Annotated in this window: 19 protein-coding genes; 10 read left to right on the forward strand and 9 right to left on the reverse strand. The window is 62.6% G+C overall.

Annotated elements, in window-relative coordinates:
* The first annotated feature begins 40 nt into the window (after window positions 1-40).
* The 3 genes from rbsD to ACIPHN_RS00670 all read left to right on the forward strand — a co-directional run bounded on the left by rbsD (window position 41) and on the right by ACIPHN_RS00670 (window position 4,503).
* Complete coding sequence (rbsD, locus tag ACIPHN_RS00660) at window positions 41-433, forward strand: D-ribose pyranase (RefSeq protein WP_400431277.1); 393 nt, start codon at window positions 41-43, stop codon at window positions 431-433.
* Between the two features lie 226 nt (window positions 434-659).
* Complete coding sequence (locus ACIPHN_RS00665; RefSeq protein ID WP_400431280.1) at window positions 660-2,366, forward strand: methyl-accepting chemotaxis protein; 1,707 nt, start codon at window positions 660-662, stop codon at window positions 2,364-2,366.
* Window positions 2,367-2,487: 121 nt separating this feature from the next.
* Entirely contained in the window at window positions 2,488-4,503 is a 2,016-nt protein-coding gene (locus tag ACIPHN_RS00670; protein WP_400431282.1) for an AsmA family protein, read from the forward strand.
* Between the two features lie 26 nt (window positions 4,504-4,529).
* Here ACIPHN_RS00670 and ACIPHN_RS00675 read toward each other — a convergent pair whose 3' ends face one another.
* Window positions 4,530-5,318 (reverse strand): VOC family protein, encoded by a 789-nt coding sequence (locus ACIPHN_RS00675; protein WP_400431285.1) that lies wholly within the window; start codon window positions 5,316-5,318, stop codon window positions 4,530-4,532.
* 211 nt (window positions 5,319-5,529) lie between these two features.
* Between ACIPHN_RS00675 and ACIPHN_RS00680 the strand changes: the two genes are divergently transcribed.
* From ACIPHN_RS00680 to ACIPHN_RS00710, 7 genes are all read left to right on the forward strand, one after another.
* A complete protein-coding gene (locus ACIPHN_RS00680; RefSeq protein WP_400431287.1) occupies window positions 5,530-7,596 on the forward strand; it encodes a response regulator in 2,067 nt (688 codons plus the stop codon).
* Window positions 7,597-7,729: 133 nt separating this feature from the next.
* Window positions 7,730-8,143, forward strand: a complete 414-nt coding sequence (locus ACIPHN_RS00685) for a DUF2306 domain-containing protein (RefSeq protein ID WP_400431290.1) — start codon at window positions 7,730-7,732, stop codon at window positions 8,141-8,143.
* A gap of 320 nt (window positions 8,144-8,463) precedes the next feature.
* Window positions 8,464-9,531 carry an esterase gene (locus ACIPHN_RS00690; protein ID WP_400431293.1) on the forward strand — a complete coding sequence of 356 codons (1,068 nt, stop codon included), beginning with the start codon at window positions 8,464-8,466 and terminating at the stop codon, window positions 9,529-9,531.
* A gap of 235 nt (window positions 9,532-9,766) precedes the next feature.
* On the forward strand, window positions 9,767-11,086 hold the full coding sequence (gene dctA / locus ACIPHN_RS00695; protein WP_400431296.1) for a C4-dicarboxylate transporter DctA: 1,320 nt from the start codon (window positions 9,767-9,769) through the stop codon (window positions 11,084-11,086).
* A 132-nt stretch (window positions 11,087-11,218) separates the two neighbouring features.
* Entirely contained in the window at window positions 11,219-12,115 is an 897-nt protein-coding gene (locus tag ACIPHN_RS00700) for a LysR family transcriptional regulator (protein WP_400431299.1), read from the forward strand.
* 125 nt (window positions 12,116-12,240) lie between these two features.
* Window positions 12,241-13,431 carry a CaiB/BaiF CoA transferase family protein gene (locus ACIPHN_RS00705; protein WP_400431302.1) on the forward strand — a complete coding sequence of 397 codons (1,191 nt, stop codon included), beginning with the start codon at window positions 12,241-12,243 and terminating at the stop codon, window positions 13,429-13,431.
* A 15-nt stretch (window positions 13,432-13,446) separates the two neighbouring features.
* The gene (locus tag ACIPHN_RS00710; RefSeq protein ID WP_400431305.1) at window positions 13,447-14,433 is read left to right on the forward strand and encodes a hydroxymethylglutaryl-CoA lyase; all 987 of its coding nucleotides are present in this window, start codon (window positions 13,447-13,449) and stop codon (window positions 14,431-14,433) included.
* Here the strand turns inward: ACIPHN_RS00710 and ACIPHN_RS00715 are convergent.
* From ACIPHN_RS00715 to ACIPHN_RS00750, 8 genes are all read right to left on the reverse strand, one after another.
* Window positions 14,430-15,125: a VIT family protein gene (locus tag ACIPHN_RS00715; protein WP_400431307.1), complete on the reverse strand. Its 696-nt coding sequence runs from the start codon at window positions 15,123-15,125 to the stop codon at window positions 14,430-14,432. The genes ACIPHN_RS00710 and ACIPHN_RS00715 overlap by 4 nt on opposite strands.
* A gap of 122 nt (window positions 15,126-15,247) precedes the next feature.
* Window positions 15,248-16,123 (reverse strand): MBL fold metallo-hydrolase, encoded by an 876-nt coding sequence (locus ACIPHN_RS00720; RefSeq protein ID WP_400431309.1) that lies wholly within the window; start codon window positions 16,121-16,123, stop codon window positions 15,248-15,250.
* A 49-nt stretch (window positions 16,124-16,172) separates the two neighbouring features.
* Window positions 16,173-16,595 (reverse strand): DUF6691 family protein, encoded by a 423-nt coding sequence (locus tag ACIPHN_RS00725; protein ID WP_400431311.1) that lies wholly within the window; start codon window positions 16,593-16,595, stop codon window positions 16,173-16,175.
* An 18-nt stretch (window positions 16,596-16,613) separates the two neighbouring features.
* Window positions 16,614-17,048: a YeeE/YedE family protein gene (locus tag ACIPHN_RS00730; protein WP_400431314.1), complete on the reverse strand. Its 435-nt coding sequence runs from the start codon at window positions 17,046-17,048 to the stop codon at window positions 16,614-16,616.
* Between the two features lie 5 nt (window positions 17,049-17,053).
* Window positions 17,054-17,374 (reverse strand): ArsR/SmtB family transcription factor, encoded by a 321-nt coding sequence (locus tag ACIPHN_RS00735; protein WP_400431316.1) that lies wholly within the window; start codon window positions 17,372-17,374, stop codon window positions 17,054-17,056.
* A 159-nt stretch (window positions 17,375-17,533) separates the two neighbouring features.
* Complete coding sequence (locus ACIPHN_RS00740) at window positions 17,534-17,740, reverse strand: hypothetical protein (RefSeq protein WP_400431319.1); 207 nt, start codon at window positions 17,738-17,740, stop codon at window positions 17,534-17,536.
* A 333-nt stretch (window positions 17,741-18,073) separates the two neighbouring features.
* Complete coding sequence (locus ACIPHN_RS00745; RefSeq protein WP_400431322.1) at window positions 18,074-18,694, reverse strand: carboxymuconolactone decarboxylase family protein; 621 nt, start codon at window positions 18,692-18,694, stop codon at window positions 18,074-18,076.
* A gap of 82 nt (window positions 18,695-18,776) precedes the next feature.
* Window positions 18,777-19,856 carry a DNA-binding protein gene (locus ACIPHN_RS00750; protein WP_400431325.1) on the reverse strand — a complete coding sequence of 360 codons (1,080 nt, stop codon included), beginning with the start codon at window positions 19,854-19,856 and terminating at the stop codon, window positions 18,777-18,779.
* Window positions 19,857-19,994 lie beyond the last annotated feature (138 nt).

Raw genomic sequence — 19,994 nt, forward strand, 5'->3', positions numbered from 1 at the left:
CAGGAAGAAGCAGAAACCAACAGGAACCAACAGGACCGCCATGAAAAAAACCGCCTTGCTCAATGCCGCTATCTCCCAGGTGATTGCCTCCATGGGCCATGGCGATACCCTGGTCATCGGTGACGTCGGTCTGCCGGTGCCGCCGGGTGTGCCCGTGATCGACCTCGCTCTCACGCGCGGCATTCCCGATTTCATGAGCGTGCTGCAGACGGTGCTGACCGAACTGCAGGTCGAATACCACATCGTGGCCGATGAGTTGCCGGTGGCCAGTCCTGCGATGGCAGCCCGGATCAACGCGCTGGGATTGCCCCAGAAGCGCTCGGTGTCCCATGACGTGTTCAAGGAACATACCTGGCGCGCCCGTGCCTGTATCCGCACAGGGGAGTGCACGCCTTACGCCAACATCATTCTGGGTTCAGGTGTGGTGTTCTAATTACTTGCTGAATAGTTAAGTGAGACAACTAGTTGTGTGACGACTTAGCCACATTCCGGCGTAAATATTGGATTCGATATTGCTTTGCATCAATGGCTCAAGCATCATGACGCCCAACCAACAATAAAAGTATCAGGGTGCTTCGCCACCGCTGTTCAACAAGAACAAGGCCGGTCTTCAAGAGAATGGAGAGACAGCTAACACATGAACAGCAAAGGGAAGAACCATGTTTGCGTATTTCAGGAATCTCAGGGTAGCCGTGCGCCTGGCGGCGGTCTTCACCCTGATCGTGGCGCTGCTGGCGATCGTCAGCGTGACCGCCTACATCAAGATCACCAACATCAATCGCTCGATCGACCAGATCGTCAATGACCGCTACCTGAAGGTACGCTGGGGCTTTGACGTGCGCGATGGCGTCAACGAACAGATCAAGTACCTGCGCGGCATCGTCATCGACGTTGCCCGTCCTGACCAGAACGAAAAGCGCTACGGCCAGATGGACGTCGCCGTCAGGCAGACCAAGGAAGCGATCGACAAGATCGCGGCACGCCAGGTCAGCGAAGTGGGCAAGAAGAAGATCAAGGCGCTGGAAGATGCGCGCGCGGCCTTCGATACCGGCAAGGGCGAGTTGCTGGCGCTGGTGCGCGCCGGCAATGCCGAGGGCGCACAGGAATACGTGCTGCGCAAGATCACCACGGCCCAGAACACCTATCTCGACCTGGCCCGCGCCTTTGCCGATTCCCAGGACCAGCAGCTGCGCGACGAAGGCGCACGCGCCGTGGCCGATGGCGCCGTGGCCATCACGGTTACCCTGGCCTGTTCGATAGTGGCCGTGCTGGCGGCCATCATCATGGGCTACCTGATGGCACGCTCCATCGTCGACCCGCTCAATGAAGCCGTGCGGGTGGCCGAGAACGTCGCTGCCGGCGACCTGAGCACCCGTATCGAAGCCCATTCGCGCGACGAGACCGGCCAGCTGATGCTGGCATTGCGCAAGATGAACGACAACCTGCTCGACATCGTCGGTGGCGTGCGGCGCGGTACCGAGGCCATCACCACGGCCTCCGGTGAAATCGCCAGCGGCAACCTGGACTTGTCCTCGCGCACCGAGCAGCAGGCCGGCTCCCTGGAAGAGACCGCCTCGGCCATGGAAGAGATGACCTCGACCGTCCGGCAGAATGCCGACAATGCGCGTCAGGCCAACCAGATGGCGGCCTCGGCGTCGCAGATCGCCCTGCAGGGCGGCGAGATCGTGGGCCGCGTGGTCGATACCATGGAAGAGATCAACCAGTCCTCGCGCAAGATCGTGGACATCATCGGCGTGATCGATGGCATCGCTTTCCAGACCAATATCCTGGCCCTGAATGCGGCCGTGGAAGCCGCCCGTGCCGGCGAACAGGGTCGCGGCTTTGCCGTGGTGGCCACCGAAGTGCGCAGCCTGGCGCAGCGCTCGGCAGCGGCGGCCAAGGAGATCAAGTCCCTCATCGATGACTCGGTGGGCAAGGTCGATGGCGGCAGCAAGCTGGTGGCAGAAGCGGGTGCGACCATGGAACAGGTGGTGTCCAGCGTGCGCAGCGTGACCGATATCGTGGCCGAGATCTCGGCGGCCAGCGCCGAGCAGAGCAGCGGCATCGAAGAAATCAACCACGCCATCGCCCAGATGGATGAGAGCACCCAGCAGAATGCGGCCCTGGTGGAGCAAGCTGCCGCTGCGGCCGGCGCCATGCAGGAGCAGGCCATGCGCCTGTCCCAGGCCATCAGCATCTTCAAGCTGGCGCAGGGCAGCACCATCGTGGCGCCCGTCGCCGCCGTGCCGGTGCAGCCGCTGGCGGCCCAGCGCAAGCCGGCTCCCCTGTCCCGACCGCTGCCATCCCCCGCCCGCGCCTTGAAGGCGCCGGTGCAGCAGGATGACGACGCCTGGGAAACCTTCTGAATCGGCGCCTGCCGTCACGCTGACAGGCGGGCGGCATTTCCTCCTATAGCCAGCATTTCCGGTAAGCCTGATACTCTTGCGCTTGGTCGACAAGAACAAGAGCACGGGAAGGGAGTCCGACATGCGCAATCGCTGGTCGCTGGCGTGGACCTGGCTGGCCCGGGGGATGATGCTCCTGGCCGCGTTGACGCTGTTGCTGGCGTTGCTGGTGACCCTGGCTGGCTGGAACGGCGCCAAGCCCTGGCTGCTGCACCAGGCGGCCACAGTGCTCGCGCGCGAGGTGAGCGTGACGGGGCCGCTGCGCCTCTCCTGGCGCATGGGGCCCTCCGACGGCACGCTGGTGTCGCGGGTGCTGCCGCAGTTGCATTTCTCGGCCGACCAGATTGCGCTCGGCAATCCCGCCTGGGCCGGCGAGGGCGATCCTCTGCTGCGCGCCGGACGCGTGGAACTGTCCTTTTCTCCCTGGTCACTGCTGCATCGGCACTGGCATATCACCGGATTGCGTATCGACGCACTTGACCTGATCATGCTGCGCGACGCCCAGCAGCGCAAGAACTGGCGTTTTTCTGATACACCTGAATCGGCCTGGAGCGTCGAACTTCATGGCGTTCGTGTCGATAGCCTGGCGGTGCGTTACACCGACCAGCCGCTGGACCTGGATTTGGTCTTTCGGACCAATGGGCCGGCGCAGAGCGCCCCCGCTCTGATCAAGGACGGACCCGGCACGACGGTGGACACGAGCGGACTGGCCCTGGCGGCAGACGTGTCCGGTCGCTATGGACAGGCGAGCGTGCAGGGGCGGGTACAGGGCGGCAGCCTGCCGGACCTGCTCAATGACGGCAGCGTCTATCCCCTGCAGGCAGAGGGACAGATCGGCCAGGTCCATGCCGGACTCTCCGGACATCTCATCAATCCCCGCCAGCTTGAGCGCGCCGATCTCCATCTGCGCCTGAGCGGCAGCAGCCTTGGCGAGCTCTATGCGGCTACCGGCGTCCCCCTGCCGGCCTCAAGGCCCTTCAGTACCGAGGGCAGCCTGAGCATTGCGCGCGTGGATGGCGCAAGCGACCAGTGGGACTGGCGCTATACGCACTTTACCGGCAAGGTCGGGGAGAGTGACTTCGCGGGCGATGCCCGCTATCTCAAGGGGCCGCCCAGGAACCGGCTGGACGTCAGCACCCAGGCGCAACTGTTGCGCCTGGCCGATTTTTTCCCGGCCATGGAGATGGGCAAGGCGTCGACTGCGTCGACTGCGGCGGTTTCCGGGCGTGTGTTCTCCGGCAAGCCGATGCCGGTGCAGCGCTGGGCCAGGCTGGATGCCGATATCAAGATCCAGGCGCAGCGGGTGGAGTTGCGGCCGGGACTGGAATGGCAGGATGCCAGCACCACCATCCGTCTGCAGGACCAGGTGCTGACGGCCGCGCCACTGCGCTTTGCCCTGGCCGGTGGCAAGGGCGAAGGGGAGCTCAGCCTGGATGGCCGCGCAGACCAGGTCCGCTCGCACCTGCAGATGCAGTTGCATGAGGTGCAGGTGCGGCAGCTCTTTCCTCGGCTCTCCAGCTTGCAGGCCAGTGTCGGCAGGCTGGACGCGCAAGCCGAGCTGCGTGGCACGGGTAACTCCATCGCCGCCATGCTGGGTAGCGCCGAAGGTGAGGTCAAGGTGGATCTGGGGCCGGGCAAGATCAGTCGTTTCGTCCTGGAGGCTGCCGGTTTGAATGTCGCCAATGCGGTCTTCGCCAAGCTGTACCAGGATCAGCCAGCACGCCTGCTGTGTGGTGCCGCCGATGTGGTGATCAAGGATGGTAAGGCCGATTTTCAGCGCGGCATCGTCAACACCGAGGATGCCGTCATCGATATCAGCGGCCAGGTCGACCTGGCCCGCGAAGAACTGGCGCTGGACATCCATCCGCGCGTCCGGAAGCTGCGCATCCTCTCCCTGAGAACGCCTTTGTATGTGCGCGGCACGCTGGCCAGGCCGGTGATCAGTGCCAGCAAGGAGGCCCTGGCAGCACGCGCCGGCGCGGCAGCGGCCCTGGCCCTGGTGGCGCCGGTGGCCGCGGTGATTCCCTTGATCTCACCGGGGCAGGCGCTGCCTGAGGACTGTGCTCCGCATCCATCCCAGGGCGCCGCGGTGCGCTGATGCCGGTGCCGGTCGACCAATGCGAATCAGTCGATGAATTCCAGCAAGGCCTGGAAGGCCGGCAAGGCCAGCACCAGGCGATCGGCGTCGTGCTGGCAGGGCAGATCCAGTTGCTGCGCGCGTGCGGCAATCATGTTGCGGTCGCCACCGCGTAGTCGCAGCACGGCGAAGCAGGCCGCGCGTGTCGGCACATGGGCGCTCAGCGTGCCATAGCGGCCAGGCAGGTCGCCGGGGTGGGCGAAGTCCAGGCGGAAGCCGTCTGTCCATTGGCCTAGTTGCGCGTAGCGTCTGGCCGCAGCGGCGGGGTCGGCATCAGTGACCAGCAGGCTGGCGATGCCCTGCACACCGTTGGGATGCGCCATCCATGCATCGCGCCAGACCAGCTCGGGGGTGAAATGGCGGCAGGCATAGACGCGGCCGGCCGCGAACTGGCCAGGGATCAGCCTGACCGTGGAAAAACGCGCATCGAGGGTGGCGCCGTCCAGTTCCACCGGCCGCGAGAAGTGCTGTACCGGCTGCACTTGCAGGCCCATAGCCTGCCAGGCGTCGTGGCAGGCTGGCACATCCTCGACGGCGTAGACCAGACCATCCAGCCCCACCGGGCTATCCAGGATTTCCTGGCGTACCTTTTCGCTGTGGCGCGGTTGCCCGATCAGCTCCAGGTAGCCGCCCGGGAAGACCACCAGGTGATTGACCGAGCCCAGTGTATGGTGACCGCGTGGCGTGAGCGTGAAGCCCAGCGCCTGCAGCAGATCCGCGGCAGCATCGATGTCGTAGTGGGTATTGAGGACCAGGTGATCAAGCCGGGCGGTCATCTCTTGCCCAGCGGGGGAGCTTGGAGCGTCGTGTGATGTCATGGCTTCATTGAACGGAAAAACGCGCGGCACGCGCAAGGCAGGGATTCTACGTGTGGCCTGCGGCCCTGTCATGCGGGCCGCGTGCGGGATTGCATTATCATGTTGCTGGCCATCGGGATCAGTGACGACCCACACCCGTGTCCCGGCCCAGACCAGCAGAGGGGGAAACTTGAACCACCAAGCGGCAGCAGAGGGGAATTCTCCATTGAGCAGCGCCTACCGGCATGCCCTGCTGGAAGCCATCGACGATGGTTTCTGCATCATCGAGTTCATCGATGGGCCACACGGCCCCCTGAGCGACTACGTCCACATCGAGGCCAACTCGGGCTACCAGCGCCATACCGGTATTGCCGGCATCGTCGGCAAGCGCTTGCGCGAGGTCGAGCCCGACAACGCCCAGGTCTGGCTGGACATCTACGGTCGCGTCCTGCAGACGGGCCAGCCGGTGCGCTTCGAGCAGGAGTTCGTGGCGGCCGGGCGCCATATCGAGGTCTCGGCCACCCGCGTGGGGCCGGTGGAGATGCGCCAGGTGTCGGTGCTGTTTCGCGATGTGACGGCCCGCAGGAAGACCGAGGCGGCCCTGCGTGACAACGTCGAGCGGGTGCAACTGGCCATGGAAGCCGGCGCCATCATCGGTACCTGGATCTGGGATATCCCGTCCGGCCGTTTCAACGTGGATGAAGGTTTTGCGCTGGCCTTTGGCATCGATGCCGGCCGTGATCTCTCCAGCCTGGATCTGGAAGAACTGATGCAGTCCGTGCATCCGGACGACCGCGAGGTCTTGACCGCGCGCATGCGCGAGGCGCTGGTGCGGGGTGGCGCCTATGCCCACCAATATCGTACGCGCCGGCGCGATGGCCGCTATTACTGGCTGGAAGCCAATGGCCGGGTCGAGCTGACCGAGCAGGGCCAGCCCAGGAAATTCCCCGGCGTGCTGATCGACATCGAAGGCCGCCGTGCCGTCGAAGCCGAACGTGACCGCGCCCTGGCGGCGCTGCGCACCCTCAATGAAACCCTGGAACAACGCGTGGACGAACGCACCACCGCCTTGCTCAATGCCGAGGAAGCCTTGCGCCAGGCCCAGAAGATGGAGGCCGTTGGCCAGCTGACCGGCGGGCTGGCACATGACTTCAACAATATCCTGGCTGGCATCAGCGGCAGCCTGGAGCTGATGAAGGTGCGCCTGGCCCAGGGGCGCATTGCCGACATCGAGCGCCACCTTGCCGGCGCGCAGTCCGCCGTCAAGCGCGCCGCTGCCCTGACGCAGCGACTGCTGGCCTTCTCGCGCCGACAGACGCTGGACCCGACGCCAGCCGACCTGAACCGCATCGTGGCCGGCATGCATGAACTGATCGGGCGCAGCGTAGGGCCATCGATCGCCGTGGAGACCATCGCCGCCGGCGGCTTGTGGAACACCTTTGTCGATGTCGGCCAGTTGGAAAACGCCTTGCTCAACCTGTGCATCAACGCCCGCGACGCCATGCCCCATGGTGGCAGGCTCACTATCGAAACCGCCAACCGCTGGCTCGACGATCTGGCGGCGGCCCAGCGCGGCGTGGGCGCAGGCCAGTACGTCTCGCTGTGCGTAAGCGATACCGGCACCGGCATGACCCCGGATGTGGTGGCGCGCGCCTTCGATCCCTTCTTCACGACCAAGCCGACCGGTCAGGGTACCGGCCTGGGGCTGTCCATGGTCTACGGCTTTGCGGGCCAGTCCGGTGGCGCGGTGCGCATCTATTCCGAGCTGGGACAGGGCGCCACCATCTGCATCTACCTGCCGCGCCATACCGGGGAGGACAGGGGCGAGGACCTCGCCTTGCACGAGGAGCTGGCGGCCGGGGCGGCACCGGGCAGCAAGACCATCCTGGTCGTGGACGACGAGCCGCTGGTGCGCATGGTCACCGTGGAAGTGCTGGAAGACCTGGGCTACAACGTGCTGGAAGCCGAAGACGGTCCCTCGGCCCTGCGCCTGGTGGCCGCCTGCCCGGAGATCGACTTGCTGCTCACTGATGTGGGCCTGCCCAATGGCATGAACGGTCGCCAGCTGGCCGATGCCATCCGTGCGCCTCGACCGGATTTGCCGGTGCTCTTCGTGACCGGCTATGCGGAGAATGCCGTGCTCAATCACGGTCATCTGGACCGCGGCATGCAGGTCCTGACCAAGCCGTTTGCCGCCGAAGTGCTGGCACGTCGGGTCAAGGAGCTGGTGGGGGATGAGGACGACGTGCAGGTGTGAGCACCGAGGCAGCCGGTGGTCGCGGGCCCACTACCATCCAGGGCAGCAATTCGGTGTTTCGTCGCATGGCGCTGGGGCGGCGCCATGCCGGGCGGGACAATCGGCTATCGATCCAGAGAACCGAAGGCCGTCCATGTACCTCATGCCCATCATTGCCATCCATCTTGCTGCCGCCCTGTGCGCCGTCCTGATCGGCCCCTTTGCCCTGTGGGCCAGGCTGGGCCGCATTGTCCGTCCGCGCTGGCATCGGGCGCTGGGCTATGCCTGGACGACCTGCATCGTTGCGGTGGCGGTATCGGCCATGTTCATCCGCGACGGCCGCCAGCCCAATATTGCCGGATTTACGCCTATCCACCTGCTGGTGCCCTTTACCCTGTGGTCACTGTACAAGGCATTTTCGGCGCTGGCCCGGGCCGATATCGCTACCCACCGCCGTTGCATGCAGCGCCTGTACATCGCGGCCTGCGTGATTGCGGGCTCGCTGACCCTGCTGCCGGCGCGCTACCTGGGGCAACTTGTGTGGGGAGACTGGCTGGGATGGCTATGACCGGCTAGGCCGCCGCGCCGACGATGGCGCCGATGACCACCGTCGCGCCAGCGCAGGACACTGTGCTTGCCACGACTCATATCGCCCAGCGGCCTGAGACAAGGATGCGCTCTTCAGGCCCGGCAGCACGCACGGACGCTATGCGATCCGGGTAAGCACTCACAGGCAATATGCTTGCTCAATCGGACAGGATGATAGAAATAAAAGAAATTCCATAGTGCAACCTATTGCATTAAGGTCTTTCCTGCAGCGCGTCGTGTCGCCGATGGCAGCGTCGCCGGCTGCAGCTTGCTCGACACAACACAAGAACAGGAGACGCAATGACATTCCAAGTGACAGCCGCCCTGGCAGCGGCAAGCATGATCGCGCTGGCCGGGTGCAGCAGCCTTCAGACGAGCCGTCCGGATGGCGTAGGCAGCCTGGCGGTAGCCGAGGTGGGAAGCTTTCATACCGGCGGACGTACCGTCAGCCTTGAGGGCTTGCCGATCAAGCAAGTCCGCTTTACGCCGACCTCGCCATTGACGCGGCTGGACCCGAACGGCGAATTCGCGGTCGAGCAGATGTACACCCAGTACGTCAAGCTGGCACCCCAGGCAAGGCGCGCCCCCTATCCCTTGCTGATGTGGCATGGCGGCGGACTCAGCGGCGTTACCTGGGAAACCAAGCCGGACGGTCAGCCTGGTTGGCAGATGTTCTTCCTCAAGGCCGGGCATGACGTCTATGTCTCCGATGCTGTGGAGCGTGGTCGCGCCTCATGGGCGCGCTATCCGGAAGTCTTCAACAGCGAGCCGGTGTTCCGCACCAAGAAGGAAGCCTGGGAATTGTTCCGTATCGGCCCTCCCGACAGTTACCAGGACGCTGCCCATCAGCGAGCCTATGCCGATACGCAGTTTCCTGTGGCCGCCTTTGATCAGTTCATGAAACAGGGCGTGCCACGCTGGCTGACCAATGATGACGCTACCGCGCGCGCTTACGATGCACTGGTCCAGCGTATCTGTCCTTGCGTGATCATGGTGCACAGCCAGGGAAGCACCTTTGCCTACACCATGGCCAATCGCTATCCGGACAAGGTCAAGGCAGTCATCGGGATTGAACCCTCAGGGGCAGTCGATCCCGCGACGGTGGATCTGAGCCCTCTGGCCAAGGTACCGCTGCTGTTCGTCTGGGGTGACAAGATCAGTCAGACCGCACGCTGGCAGTCCATCCAGGCGCCGTTGAAGAAGATGATCGCCGCCGTGCGCGACAAAGGTGGGCGGGCTGACGAGATCGACCTGCCCGGCAAGGGGATCATCGGCAACACCCACATGATGATGATGGATCACAACTCCGACCAGGTGGCCGCATTGATCCAGGATTGGCTGGTCGCGCAGGGACTGGCTGCGCGCTGAACCGTGCATGGGCTTGAAGGGGGCAGGTTGATCGTAGGGAAAGCCTTGTGGACGAATCGTGCATTGTCAATCGCAAGGCGGCACAACACCATTGAGCGAAAAGGCGAATGCTCATTGCGGTGACACTGACGAAGCCAACCTGGCCGGTCATGCAGCTTGCTGTGGCAATCGATATTTCAACGAGGGCATCCATGGCGCGGGTGCCTGACACAATAACGCCACAGGAGACCCCTCTATGACAACAGTTGCCCAGCCAGCCGTGCCGGCAGACCTGGTGAAATCGACGCCAAAAAAATGGTACCGGCACCTTTACCTGCAAGTTCTTGTTGCCGTCATCATCGGCATTTCGCTGGGTTATTTCCATCCTTCGCTGGGTGAGGCGATGAAGCCGCTGGGAGACAATTTCCTGAAGCTGATCAAGCTGATGGTGGCGCCTCTGATTTTCTGCACCGTGGTGCATGGGGTCGCCAGCATGAGCGACATGAAGACGGTCGGACGCGTCGGCCTGAAGTCGCTCATCTATTTCGAAGTGATGACCACGATCGCACTGGCAATCGGTATCATCGCGGTCAATGTGATGAAACCTGGTGCGGGGATGCACATCGACCCGTCCACGCTGGATGTCTCGGCCATTGCCGGCTATACCAAGGCCGCCCATGAACAGACCGTGGTTGGCTTCCTGTCGCATATCATTCCGAAGACGGTATTCGGTGCCTTTGTCGATGGCGAACTGCTGCAGGTGCTGTTCATTTCCATCATCTTCGCAGTCGGATTGCAGATGCTGGGCGAACGTGGCAAGCCCATGCTTCAGGTCATCGATGTGGCTTCCCAGACGTTTTTCAACATGGTGCGCGTGGTGATGTATCTCTCGCCGCTGGGCGCCTTCGGGGCAATTGCCTTCACCATTGGCAAGTACGGCATCGGTGCCCTGGCAAGTTATGCCCATCTGCTTGCCACTTACTATCTGACCGCGTTCTTCTTCGTCCTGGTGATCTTGAATATCACCTGCCGCCTGGCCGGATTCAGCCTGGTGAAATTCTTGCGCTACATCCGCGACGAGCTGCTGCTGGTGCTGGGGACCTCGTCGTCGGAATCTGCGCTGCCCAGGTTGATGGCCAAGCTGGAGCGCCTGGGCTGCGACAAGTCGACCGTCGGACTGGTGGTGCCGGCAGGCTACTCCTTCAATCTTGACGGCAGCTGCCTGAACATGACCGTCCTGGCCATCTTCATTGCGCAAGCGACCGATACCTATCTGTCTCTGGGGCAGCAGCTGACGCTCCTGTTGGTGCTGCTGCTGACATCGAAAGGCGCAGCCAGCGTCAGCGGCGGGGCATTCATCGTATTGGCGGCGACCCTGGGTTCGGTGCCGGGATTCCCGGTGGCCGGTCTGGTTCTGGTGCTGGGCGTCTATCGTTTCATTTCGGAAGGGGGCGCCATCGTCAATGTCATTGGCAATGGCATCGCGACGATCGTGGTTGCGAAATGGGAGAAAGTGCTGGACCTGGAGATGTTTCACCGCGAGCTGGACGCCGGGCCGGGTGAAGCAAAAGCCTGAGTGTTCTTCAGCCTGCCGCGCTTTTCCTCTGCTTTAAGGGTAGGGAGTTCGTAAAAAAGCGGGCGGGAATCTGGAAATTCTCTTGCACTTCGGATATTTTCGAATGCCCAACGAATGTAAGTCCGTCATGCGATGATCAACCCCGCCCATTTCGATCTGCAAACGCTCCGCATCTTCCTTCTGGTGGCGGATTCAGGCAGCCTGACGCGTGCGGCGGAACGGGCCCACATGACGCTATCGGCAATCAGCAAGAGAATTGGCGAGCTGGAAAAGACGATTGATTGCGAGCTCCTGGTCCGCCTGCCACGCGGGATTGAACTGACCCCCGCCGGGGTTGGTTTAAGGGAGCATGCGCAGCGCGTCATCGAGCAAGTGAACCGGATGGCCGGTGAGATGAGCGATTTCGCCGTCGGCGTCCGGGGCCATGTCCGCATGTGGGTCAACACCTCAGCCGTGGTGCAATTTCTGCCAAACGATATCGCCGAGTTTCTTTCTGAAAATGCGGGGATACATATCGGTCTTGAGGAAAAACTCAGCGTTGCCATCATCGAGGCATTGAATCATGGACGAGCGGACCTGGGTGTCTTTGCCGATAACGTGCCTTCTCCGGGTATAGAAAAGAAGCCGTATCGCTCGGATGACCTGGTCCTTCTGGTGCCACGAGGTCATCCGCTGGATGGACTCAAGGAGATAGCGTTTGCCGATACCCTGGAGTATGGGTACGTGGCGCTCAATGAGGGGAGTTCCCTGCTCAAGCGGATGGTGACCGCGGCCACTGCCACCGAGAAGACGCTCCGGATCCGCATCCAGGTCAGCAGCTTCGATGGCATTTGCCGGATGATCGAAGCGGGGCTGGGAATCGGGGTGCTGCCTCGGGCGGCCGTACGTCCTGAAATCCTTGGTACACGTCTTCATGCCATCACGCTCATCGATGCCTGGGCACATCGCACTCTTTGGATAGGGCGTTCAGCCACGGCCGTACAGCCGGAGGCCATCAAGTTGTTCAATTTCCTCGCCGGGCGGCAGTAAGCTGGCATTCCCCACGCATCCGATTTCCTTTCCGGTTCAGAAAGGGTCTTGGACAAAATCGACATTTTCTGCAAGCGCAGCTTGAGCCAACATGGACGCATCAATCACACCATGTTGGAGAGATCATGTCCAAACCCCTGCTAGGTATTCGTGTGCTTGAACTCGGGCAATTGATCGCCGGACCGTTCGCCGCGAAGATGCTGGCTGAATTTGGTGCCGACGTCATCAAGGTCGAGCCGCCCGGAACGGGTGACCCCTTGCGCAAGTGGCGACTGCTGCATGATGGTACGTCTGTCTGGTGGGCCGCCCAGTCGCGCAACAAGCGCTCACTCAGCCTGGATCTGAAAACGCCCGAGGCACAAGATGTCATCCGCAAGCTGGTCGAGAGCACGGACGTGCTCATCGAGAATTTCAAGCCAGGGATGCTGGAGCAATGGGGCCTGGACTGGGATGCGCTTCACAAGATCAATCCGCGTCTGGTGATGCTGCGCGTTTCGGGATATGGCCAGACCGGCCCGTACCGTGATCGGCCCGGTTTCGGCGTCATCGGAGAGGCCATGGGAGGCTTGCGCCACCTCAGTGGCGAGCCGGGCCGTACGCCTGTACGGGTAGGCGTTTCCATCGGTGATTCGCTCTCGGCGCTTCACGGCGTCATCGGCGTGCTGCTGGCTTTGCGCGCACGCGACGAGCATGGTGGCGAAGGCCAGATGATCGATGTTGCGCTCTACGAGTCAGTGTTCAACATGATGGAGAGCCTGTTGCCCGAGCACTCCGTCTTCGATGCCGTTCGGCAGCCGGCGGGCAGCAGCTTGCCGGGTATCGCGCCGAGTAACGCCTACTGCTGCGCCGATGGGAAATATGCGCTCATCGCCGGCAACGGTGACAGCATTTTCCGACGCCTGATGGCAGCCATTGGTCGTGATGACCTTGGCGATGACCCGGCATTGGCGCACAACGACGGCCGTGTCAGGCAAGTCGGGCGGATCGACGATGCCATCCGGGAGTGGACCGGGAAGCATCGTCTGGACGAGGTGCTGGACCTGCTCAATCAGGCTCGTATCCCGGCTGGCAAGATCTACGACATCGCTGATATCGCCGCGGATCCACACTACCAGGCGCGCGACATGCTGCTGGACGCCGAACTGGACGACGGCACCCCGGTCAAGCTCCCTGGCATTGTTCCCAAATTGAGCAAGACGCCCGGCAGCGTGGAAAGGCCGGCGCCGCGCCTGGGACAGCACACCGACGAGATCCTGTCTTCCCTCGGCATCGCGGATGCGACGCGCGACCAATGGCGGGCACGCAACATTATTTGAACCCAGGAGCAAGGCATGTCCAAATTCGCAACCTCCGGTCACGGAAAACGTATCTATATTCAAGAAGTGGCAACGCGTGATGGTTTCCAGAACGAAGCCACATTCGTCGACACCAGCGACAAGGTCGATCTCATCGACAGCCTGTCGGACTGCGGCTTCGCCAAGATCGAAGCAACGTCTTTCACTTCGCCCAGGGCAATTCCGGCCTTGCGGGACGCCGAGGCGGTAATGCATCAGATCCGGCGCCGTCCGGGTGTGGTCTACACCGTCCTGGTGCCTAACGTGCGTGGTGCCGAACGTGCGATGTCGTGTGGCGTCGATGAGGTCAACCTGGTGATGTCGACTAGCGAGACCCACAATCGGGCCAATCTGCGCATGAGCAGAGAGCAATCCTTCGCGCAGTTGACCGATGTCATCGCGGCAGTGCAGGGGAGTGGGCACAAGACGGCGATCAATGTGTCCCTGTCGACCGTTTTCGGTTGTCCGATGGAGGGGGAAATTGATGAGGCAGATGTGCTGCGCTGGATGGCACGTTTCATGGAGCTCGGCGTCGATGGGTTCACGCTGTGCGATACCACCGGCATGGCCTACCCCAGCCAGGTCCAGGAATTGAGCGATCACGCGCGCAAGCTGTTCCCGGAAGTCCAGCTGACCCTGCATTTCCACAATACCCGGGGGATGGCGCTAGCCAATGCGCTGGCGGCCATCGAGGCCGGCATAGACCGCTTCGACTCCTCCATGGGAGGGCTTGGTGGATGCCCTTACGCTCCCGGTGCCAGCGGCAATGTGTGTACCGAGGACCTGGTGCATATGCTGCAGCTGATGGGCTACGACACCGGTGTTGATCTGTCGGCGCTGCTGCAGGCGTCGGGCCGCTTGCCGGGACTGATCGGCCACGAGGTCCCCAGCCAGATCCTGAAGGCCGGGCGCCGCATGGATCTGCATGCACGTCCGGCGTATCTGGATGAAGCGCAAGGGGCGACGCAGATGGCAGGCAGTTAGACCACGGCGCCGAAGATCGAACCAATGGCCGCCGTACTGGCCATGGCGATCGAGCTCCACAGGCTCACACGGACAGCGCCTTTCCAGACATTGGCGCCACCGGTCCTGGCGGCCACGGCTCCCAGCACGGCCAGCGAGAGAAGGGCCGTGATGACGATGGCTTCCAGCAGTACACCCGGAGGTGCCAGCAGTACCACTGCCAGCGGCAAGGCCGCACCCACGCCAAAGCTGAGCGCCGACACCAGCGCCGCCTGCACCGGGCGTGCGGCCGTGGTTTCCGAGATGCCCAGTTCGTCACGCGCATGGGCGTCCAGCGCATCGTGGGCCATCAGTTGCGTGGCGACCAGGTGAGCGGTCTCCTGGTTCAGGCCTCGACGCATGTAGATGCCCATCAGTTCGCGGTGCTCGCCCACGGGATCATTGGCCAGCTCGTATTTTTCCTGGCTCAGCGCGGCCTTTTCGCTATCGGCTTGCGAGTGCACGGAGACGTATTCGCCCGTGGCCATCGACATGGCCCCTGCCACCAGTCCGGCGATGCCGGTCAGGAGGATGCTGTCGTGGCTGGCATGGGCCGCCACCACCCCGACCAGCAGGCTGGCAGTGGAGACGATGCCGTCATTGGCGCCCAGTACGGCTGCGCGCAGCCAGGAGATGGCGTCGACCTTATGATGCTCGATATGGAATTTGCTCATGGCAGGTGTTTCAGCACAATCTGGAATGGCGCCGATTCTAGTTTCCGTGCCGCGCAAACACCATCTTAATTAGCGAAAACAAGGACGATTCGTATTAAGGCGCCGCCTGGCGCCCGCCTTGGTCAGACCGCGTTGATGGGGATCTTCAGGTAGCGCACGCCGTTGGTTTCGGCTGCCGGCAATTCTCCGGCACGCATGTTGACCTGCACCGAGGGCAACAGCAGGACCGGCATGTCCAGCGTGGCGTCGCGAGCGGTGCGCATGGCCACGAAGGCATCTTCGCTGATGCCCTCGTGCACATGGATATTGGCTGCGCGCTCCTCGGCCACGGTTGTCATGAAACGCAACTCACGACCGTTGGGTTGGTAGTCGTGGCACATGTACAGTTGCGTATGGGCGGGCAACGCCAGCACGGCATGGATGGACTGGAACAGCGTGCGCGCATTGCCGCCCGGGAAGTCACAGCGTGCAGTGCCATAGTCGGGCATGAACAGCGTATCGCCGACGAAGGCCGCGATCTGCTCGCCTTCTTCCACCACATAGGTGACACAGGCAGGCGTATGGCCGGGCGTATGCATCACTCGCGCCTCGATCTGGCCGATCCGGAAACGGTCGCCATCGCGGAACAGATGATCGAACTGGCTGCCATCATGGGCGAACTCGGTGCCGGCATTGAACAGCCGCCCGAACACATGCTGCACCTGGCGGATGTGCTCACCGATGGCGATGCGACCACCCAGCTTCTGCTTCAGGTAAGGCGCCGCCGAGAGATGATCGGCATGGGCATGGGTCTCCAGGATCCACTGGACCTGCGCGCCCAGGGCCTGGACGCGCTCGATCAGACGATCGGCGCTGCGGGTCGTGGTGCGCCCGGACTTGGGGTCATAGTCCAGTACGCTGTCGAGCAGCGCGCAAGCGCCGCTGGCACGGTCCAGCACGATATAGCTGACGGTGCTGGTGACGGGATCGAAGTGACCTTCAATGTGCAGGTTTTCCATGACAATTCCTAATGCTTTGACAGAATGAAGAGCTTACGCCAGGCGGGGCTTATTGCACCACTGGTCGTTGCAGCCAGTTGAACAGCAGCATGCCGGCCAGCATGGCCACGACGAAGAGCGCCCCCTTGAGCTCTCCGGCGCCCAGCAGGACCAGTGCCGGGCCGGGGCAGATCCCGGCGATGCCCCAGCCGATGCCGAAGAGCAGGCTGCCCAGCACCAAGCGACGGTCGATCCGCGTGCTCGTGGGGAGCTGTATGGGCAGGTCCAGCAAGGTGCGTGGCATGCGTCGCGCATAGGCAAACGCCGGCACGCCGACCGCGATGGCGCCCGCCATCACCAGGGCCAGGGAGGGATCCCATGCACCGGCCAGGTCGAGGAAAGCCAGTACCTTGGCCGGGTTGGCCATGCCGGAGACGATCAGGCCCAGGCCGAATACCAGTCCGGCCAGCAAGGCAGTCAATTGGTTTTTCATCTGCGTACTCCGTGAAGTTCAGGCGCCCAGGACATGGCGTAGAAGGTAGACACTGGCAAAGCCGGTCGCCATGAAGCAGGCCGTGGCAACGGCTGAACGCGGCGAAAAACGCGACAAGCCGCATACGCCATGTCCGCTGGTACAGCCGGCACCATAACGCGTGCCAATGCCCACGATCAGTCCGGCCAGTGCGATCTGCGCATGGCTGGCCTCGATGCGAATGGGCGGCAGTGTGGCGCAGGCGATATACAGCGCTGGCGCCAGCAGCAGGCCCAGCAAGAACATCAGGCGCCAGCCGGTCTCGCGCGGACGCGGCTCCAGCAAGCCCGCCAGGATGCCGCTGATACCGGCGATGCGGCCATTGAGCAGCACCAGCAGGGCCGCGGCCAGTCCGATCAGGGCGCCACCGGCCAGCGATGCGCCGGGGCTGAAGGTATTCCAGTCAATCTGCATGGGCTTCACTCCTTGGGGCAGTACAAGTGATACATCAACGTCAGCATCTCCAGCAGCCTGGCATCGGCAACCTGGTAGTAGATGCGCTTGCCTTCGCGGCGGGTGCTGACCACGCCTTCACTGCGCAATACGGCGAGTTGCTGCGACAGGGTCGGCTGGCGGATGTCCAGGGCCTGTTCCAGTTCGCTGACGCTGGATTCCTGCTGTGACAGATGGCACAGCAACAACAGGCGATCTTCATTGGCCAGCAGCTTGAGCGCCGTCACCGCCTGGCCGGCGGCCTGGCGCATCAGTTCGGGCGACAGTGAGGCAGAAAGCGGGCTCATGGCAGCAGACAAACTACAAAATAATAATATATGAAAATATATATTAATTGATGCAGAAGTGCAAACCAGTGCTGGTAAGGCGTCAATGCAGGAGAAGTTGTGGCGGCCGGATGGTCATGAGGATGACCCGGGGGACCCGGGGCGTATGGCCAATCCGGTTCAGGAAGCGTACTGCAGGTCGATCATGTGGCGGCTGGTTTGCCGGGCGGCGGCCATGGCTTCCTCGGCGAAGGCAAACGGCGCATCCTGGCCGCAGAACCGGAGTTCGCCATTGATGTAGAGGTCCCAGGTCCATCCCTGTCCGATAGGACATTTCAGTTCGATCCTGACCAGTTCGTCGCGATAGCTGAACAACGCCTTCCTCATGGGGGCCTCGGAGATTTTCTTTTGATGTTGGCGGGACCGCCTTGTAGATCCCCTCGCACGTGTGAGAGTTTATTCGATTATCGGAATGACAATATTGGCAAAATATTGCATATATATGGCTGCTGGTCTGAAGCCTTCAATGCATCGACGTGCGTGGTCAATGGAGGTTCAGGCCGCACATCGCCTTTGCAATCAGTAAAGGCAGGATGTGGCACCGTTTCGCCGCGACGACAAAGGCCGCTGGAAGTCGGGTTGCTGGACCTGGCAGGTGCTGTCGGCGCAGCAAGCCGCTGCGCTGCGCCGATGGACCCGCTTGCGCCAGACTGGCCCAGGCTACTCGGGGAAGCGCACCAGGCGCTTGCTGTCCTTGGGTGCCTGGTATTGGGCGGCATTCATCTGCATGGCCAGCAGGGTGTAGTAGGCGTTGATGCCGGTCAGGTCTACCACGCCTTTCTTGCCGAAGCGTTTCTCGGCGCGTTCGAAGCTGCGGTCCGATACCCGCTTGTTGCGGTGCAGTTCGATGGAGAAGTCATAGACGATTTCCTCGTCCTCGCTCATGCCCACGGGGCGGCGGCCATCGGCGATGGCGCTGGCGATGTCGGGCTTGATGCCGGCCTTGATGGCAATCGGATAGTGGACGTACCACTCGTAGTCCTGCGTCCACTCCCGAGCGGTGATGAGGATCACCAGTTCGCTCAGGGTATTGCCGAGGGCGGAGTTGTAGCGCAGGTAGTCGCCCATCGCACGCGCCTGGCTCATAACTTGCGGACTGTGCATCAGCGGCTCGAAGGGGCCGAACACCGGAACCTTGCGCGCCGCCAGGAACTGCTCGGCGGCCTCTTTCTGTTCGGGCGTATATTGGTCGGGCGGGATGCTGGGCAGCCGTTCGGCGGCCTGTGCCAGTGATGCCGATAACAGCAACGACGCGAGCGCGGTGGCGAGCGGGTTCTTCATTCTTGTCTCCTCCTGGGAATGGGTATCGGGGCTGCCAGTGCAGCCACTCGCCCGGTGCATGGGCGCCGGGATCGACAGCATCTCACGAATCGGAGGCCCCACGCGTGCCGTCAGGGATCCCTTGCTCGCCGGCCGGTGCTTCCTGGTGGGCAGTGGTGTGGTGCAAGAACTCCCGGAGCTGCGCGGCCAGCGTTTCCTGGGCTTCGCTCCTGGCCACGGCCGCTGCCAGGGCCAGCTGGCTTTGATGCCATTGCGCTTCCATGCGCCTGCAGTTTTCTTCCAGCGCACCGTGGCGTGCGGCCAGCTGTTCGCTGGCCGTTGCCTGTTCCCGTAATTGCTGTTCGAGCCGCTGCTTCTGGCTCTCGACCTGGCGCAATTGGGCCAATTGATCCTCCTGCGCGCGTCCCCTGGTCTGTTCTTCCAGCAGTGCCTGACGGGCATGCGAGAGCTCCGTGACCATGCGCACGCCTTCCTGGTTGCTGCGCGTGATGTCTTCGTTGCGGATGATCAGGTCCTGGCGCAGCTGCCGTATCTCGGCCTGCAGGGTCTGGACTTGCTGTTCGTGCCGACGGACATCCTGGTCACGCTGGTCCCTGGTGGCCGCACGATAGTGTTCCAGTGCTTCACGGGCATGCTGGTGCTTCTCTTCCAGGGAGGCGCGATGCTGCTCATGCTCGGCCAGGCGCTCCTTGAGGGCGGTCAGCTGGGTGTCCAGTGTCAGGCGCAGGGTGGATTCCTCCTGCAGTTGCGTGGCTAGGCGCGCATGGGCCGCGGTTTGTGCCAGCAATTCGGTGCGGACGGCTTCCAGCTGGGTGGTCAGCATCTGGTTGGCCTGCTGCAGCGCATCCTTGTCGGCCCGCTGCTGAGCGCTCGCCGCATCGTAACGGGTCTGTGCGGCCTCGATCTGCGCATCGGCTTCCTGCTGAAGTCCGGCGGCCAGTCGTGCCACCAGGTCTTGCAGGGCATCGCTGATGGAGGGCTTGCTTGCATCGATACCGCCGTCTTCCTGCTCCAGTTCCTTCAGATATTTGTGGATCGTGCTCTTGGAGCCGGTATTGCCCAGGGCGATGCGCACGGCATCGACGGAAGGGTGCTTGCCCTGCGCCAGCAATGCGTCGCGGGCAATCTTGATCTCTGATTTGTACAGGCCGGTGCGTGCCATGGCGTGCTTGTCGGGTATTTGATAATGTATTACATAATACGTAATAACATAATGATTGTAATGTATTATTGTGGTGGAATTACATGTATCTGGTATGGGATAATCAATGCTTATCACATGTCAGCGTACTGGAATCCC

It is taken from the genome of Herbaspirillum sp. NPDC087042 (assembly GCF_044745245.1).
Lineage (GTDB): Bacteria > Pseudomonadota > Gammaproteobacteria > Burkholderiales > Burkholderiaceae_D > Herbaspirillum.

What these genes read in the sequence shown, in the direction of transcription:
- ACIPHN_RS00700 (WP_400431299.1), top strand. Translation starts at nt 11,219, where the DNA reads ATGATCAACCCCGCCCATTTCGATCTGCAAACGCTCCGCATCTTCCTT.
- ACIPHN_RS00725 (WP_400431311.1), bottom strand. Translation starts at nt 16,595, where the DNA reads ATGAAAAACCAATTGACTGCCTTGCTGGCCGGACTGGTATTCGGCCTG.
- ACIPHN_RS00715 (WP_400431307.1), bottom strand. Translation starts at nt 15,125, where the DNA reads ATGAGCAAATTCCATATCGAGCATCATAAGGTCGACGCCATCTCCTGG.
- ACIPHN_RS00730 (WP_400431314.1), bottom strand. Translation starts at nt 17,048, where the DNA reads ATGCAGATTGACTGGAATACCTTCAGCCCCGGCGCATCGCTGGCCGGT.
- ACIPHN_RS00750 (WP_400431325.1), bottom strand. Translation starts at nt 19,856, where the DNA reads ATGGCACGCACCGGCCTGTACAAATCAGAGATCAAGATTGCCCGCGAC.
- ACIPHN_RS00690 (WP_400431293.1), top strand. Translation starts at nt 8,464, where the DNA reads ATGACATTCCAAGTGACAGCCGCCCTGGCAGCGGCAAGCATGATCGCG.
- ACIPHN_RS00735 (WP_400431316.1), bottom strand. Translation starts at nt 17,374, where the DNA reads ATGAGCCCGCTTTCTGCCTCACTGTCGCCCGAACTGATGCGCCAGGCC.
- ACIPHN_RS00675 (WP_400431285.1), bottom strand. Translation starts at nt 5,318, where the DNA reads ATGACCGCCCGGCTTGATCACCTGGTCCTCAATACCCACTACGACATC.
- ACIPHN_RS00665 (WP_400431280.1), top strand. Translation starts at nt 660, where the DNA reads ATGTTTGCGTATTTCAGGAATCTCAGGGTAGCCGTGCGCCTGGCGGCG.
- ACIPHN_RS00745 (WP_400431322.1), bottom strand. Translation starts at nt 18,694, where the DNA reads ATGAAGAACCCGCTCGCCACCGCGCTCGCGTCGTTGCTGTTATCGGCA.
- ACIPHN_RS00740 (WP_400431319.1), bottom strand. Translation starts at nt 17,740, where the DNA reads ATGAGGAAGGCGTTGTTCAGCTATCGCGACGAACTGGTCAGGATCGAA.
- dctA (WP_400431296.1), top strand. Translation starts at nt 9,767, where the DNA reads ATGACAACAGTTGCCCAGCCAGCCGTGCCGGCAGACCTGGTGAAATCG.
- ACIPHN_RS00720 (WP_400431309.1), bottom strand. Translation starts at nt 16,123, where the DNA reads ATGGAAAACCTGCACATTGAAGGTCACTTCGATCCCGTCACCAGCACC.
- ACIPHN_RS00710 (WP_400431305.1), top strand. Translation starts at nt 13,447, where the DNA reads ATGTCCAAATTCGCAACCTCCGGTCACGGAAAACGTATCTATATTCAA.
- rbsD (WP_400431277.1), top strand. Translation starts at nt 41, where the DNA reads ATGAAAAAAACCGCCTTGCTCAATGCCGCTATCTCCCAGGTGATTGCC.
- ACIPHN_RS00705 (WP_400431302.1), top strand. Translation starts at nt 12,241, where the DNA reads ATGTCCAAACCCCTGCTAGGTATTCGTGTGCTTGAACTCGGGCAATTG.
- ACIPHN_RS00670 (WP_400431282.1), top strand. Translation starts at nt 2,488, where the DNA reads ATGCGCAATCGCTGGTCGCTGGCGTGGACCTGGCTGGCCCGGGGGATG.
- ACIPHN_RS00685 (WP_400431290.1), top strand. Translation starts at nt 7,730, where the DNA reads ATGTACCTCATGCCCATCATTGCCATCCATCTTGCTGCCGCCCTGTGC.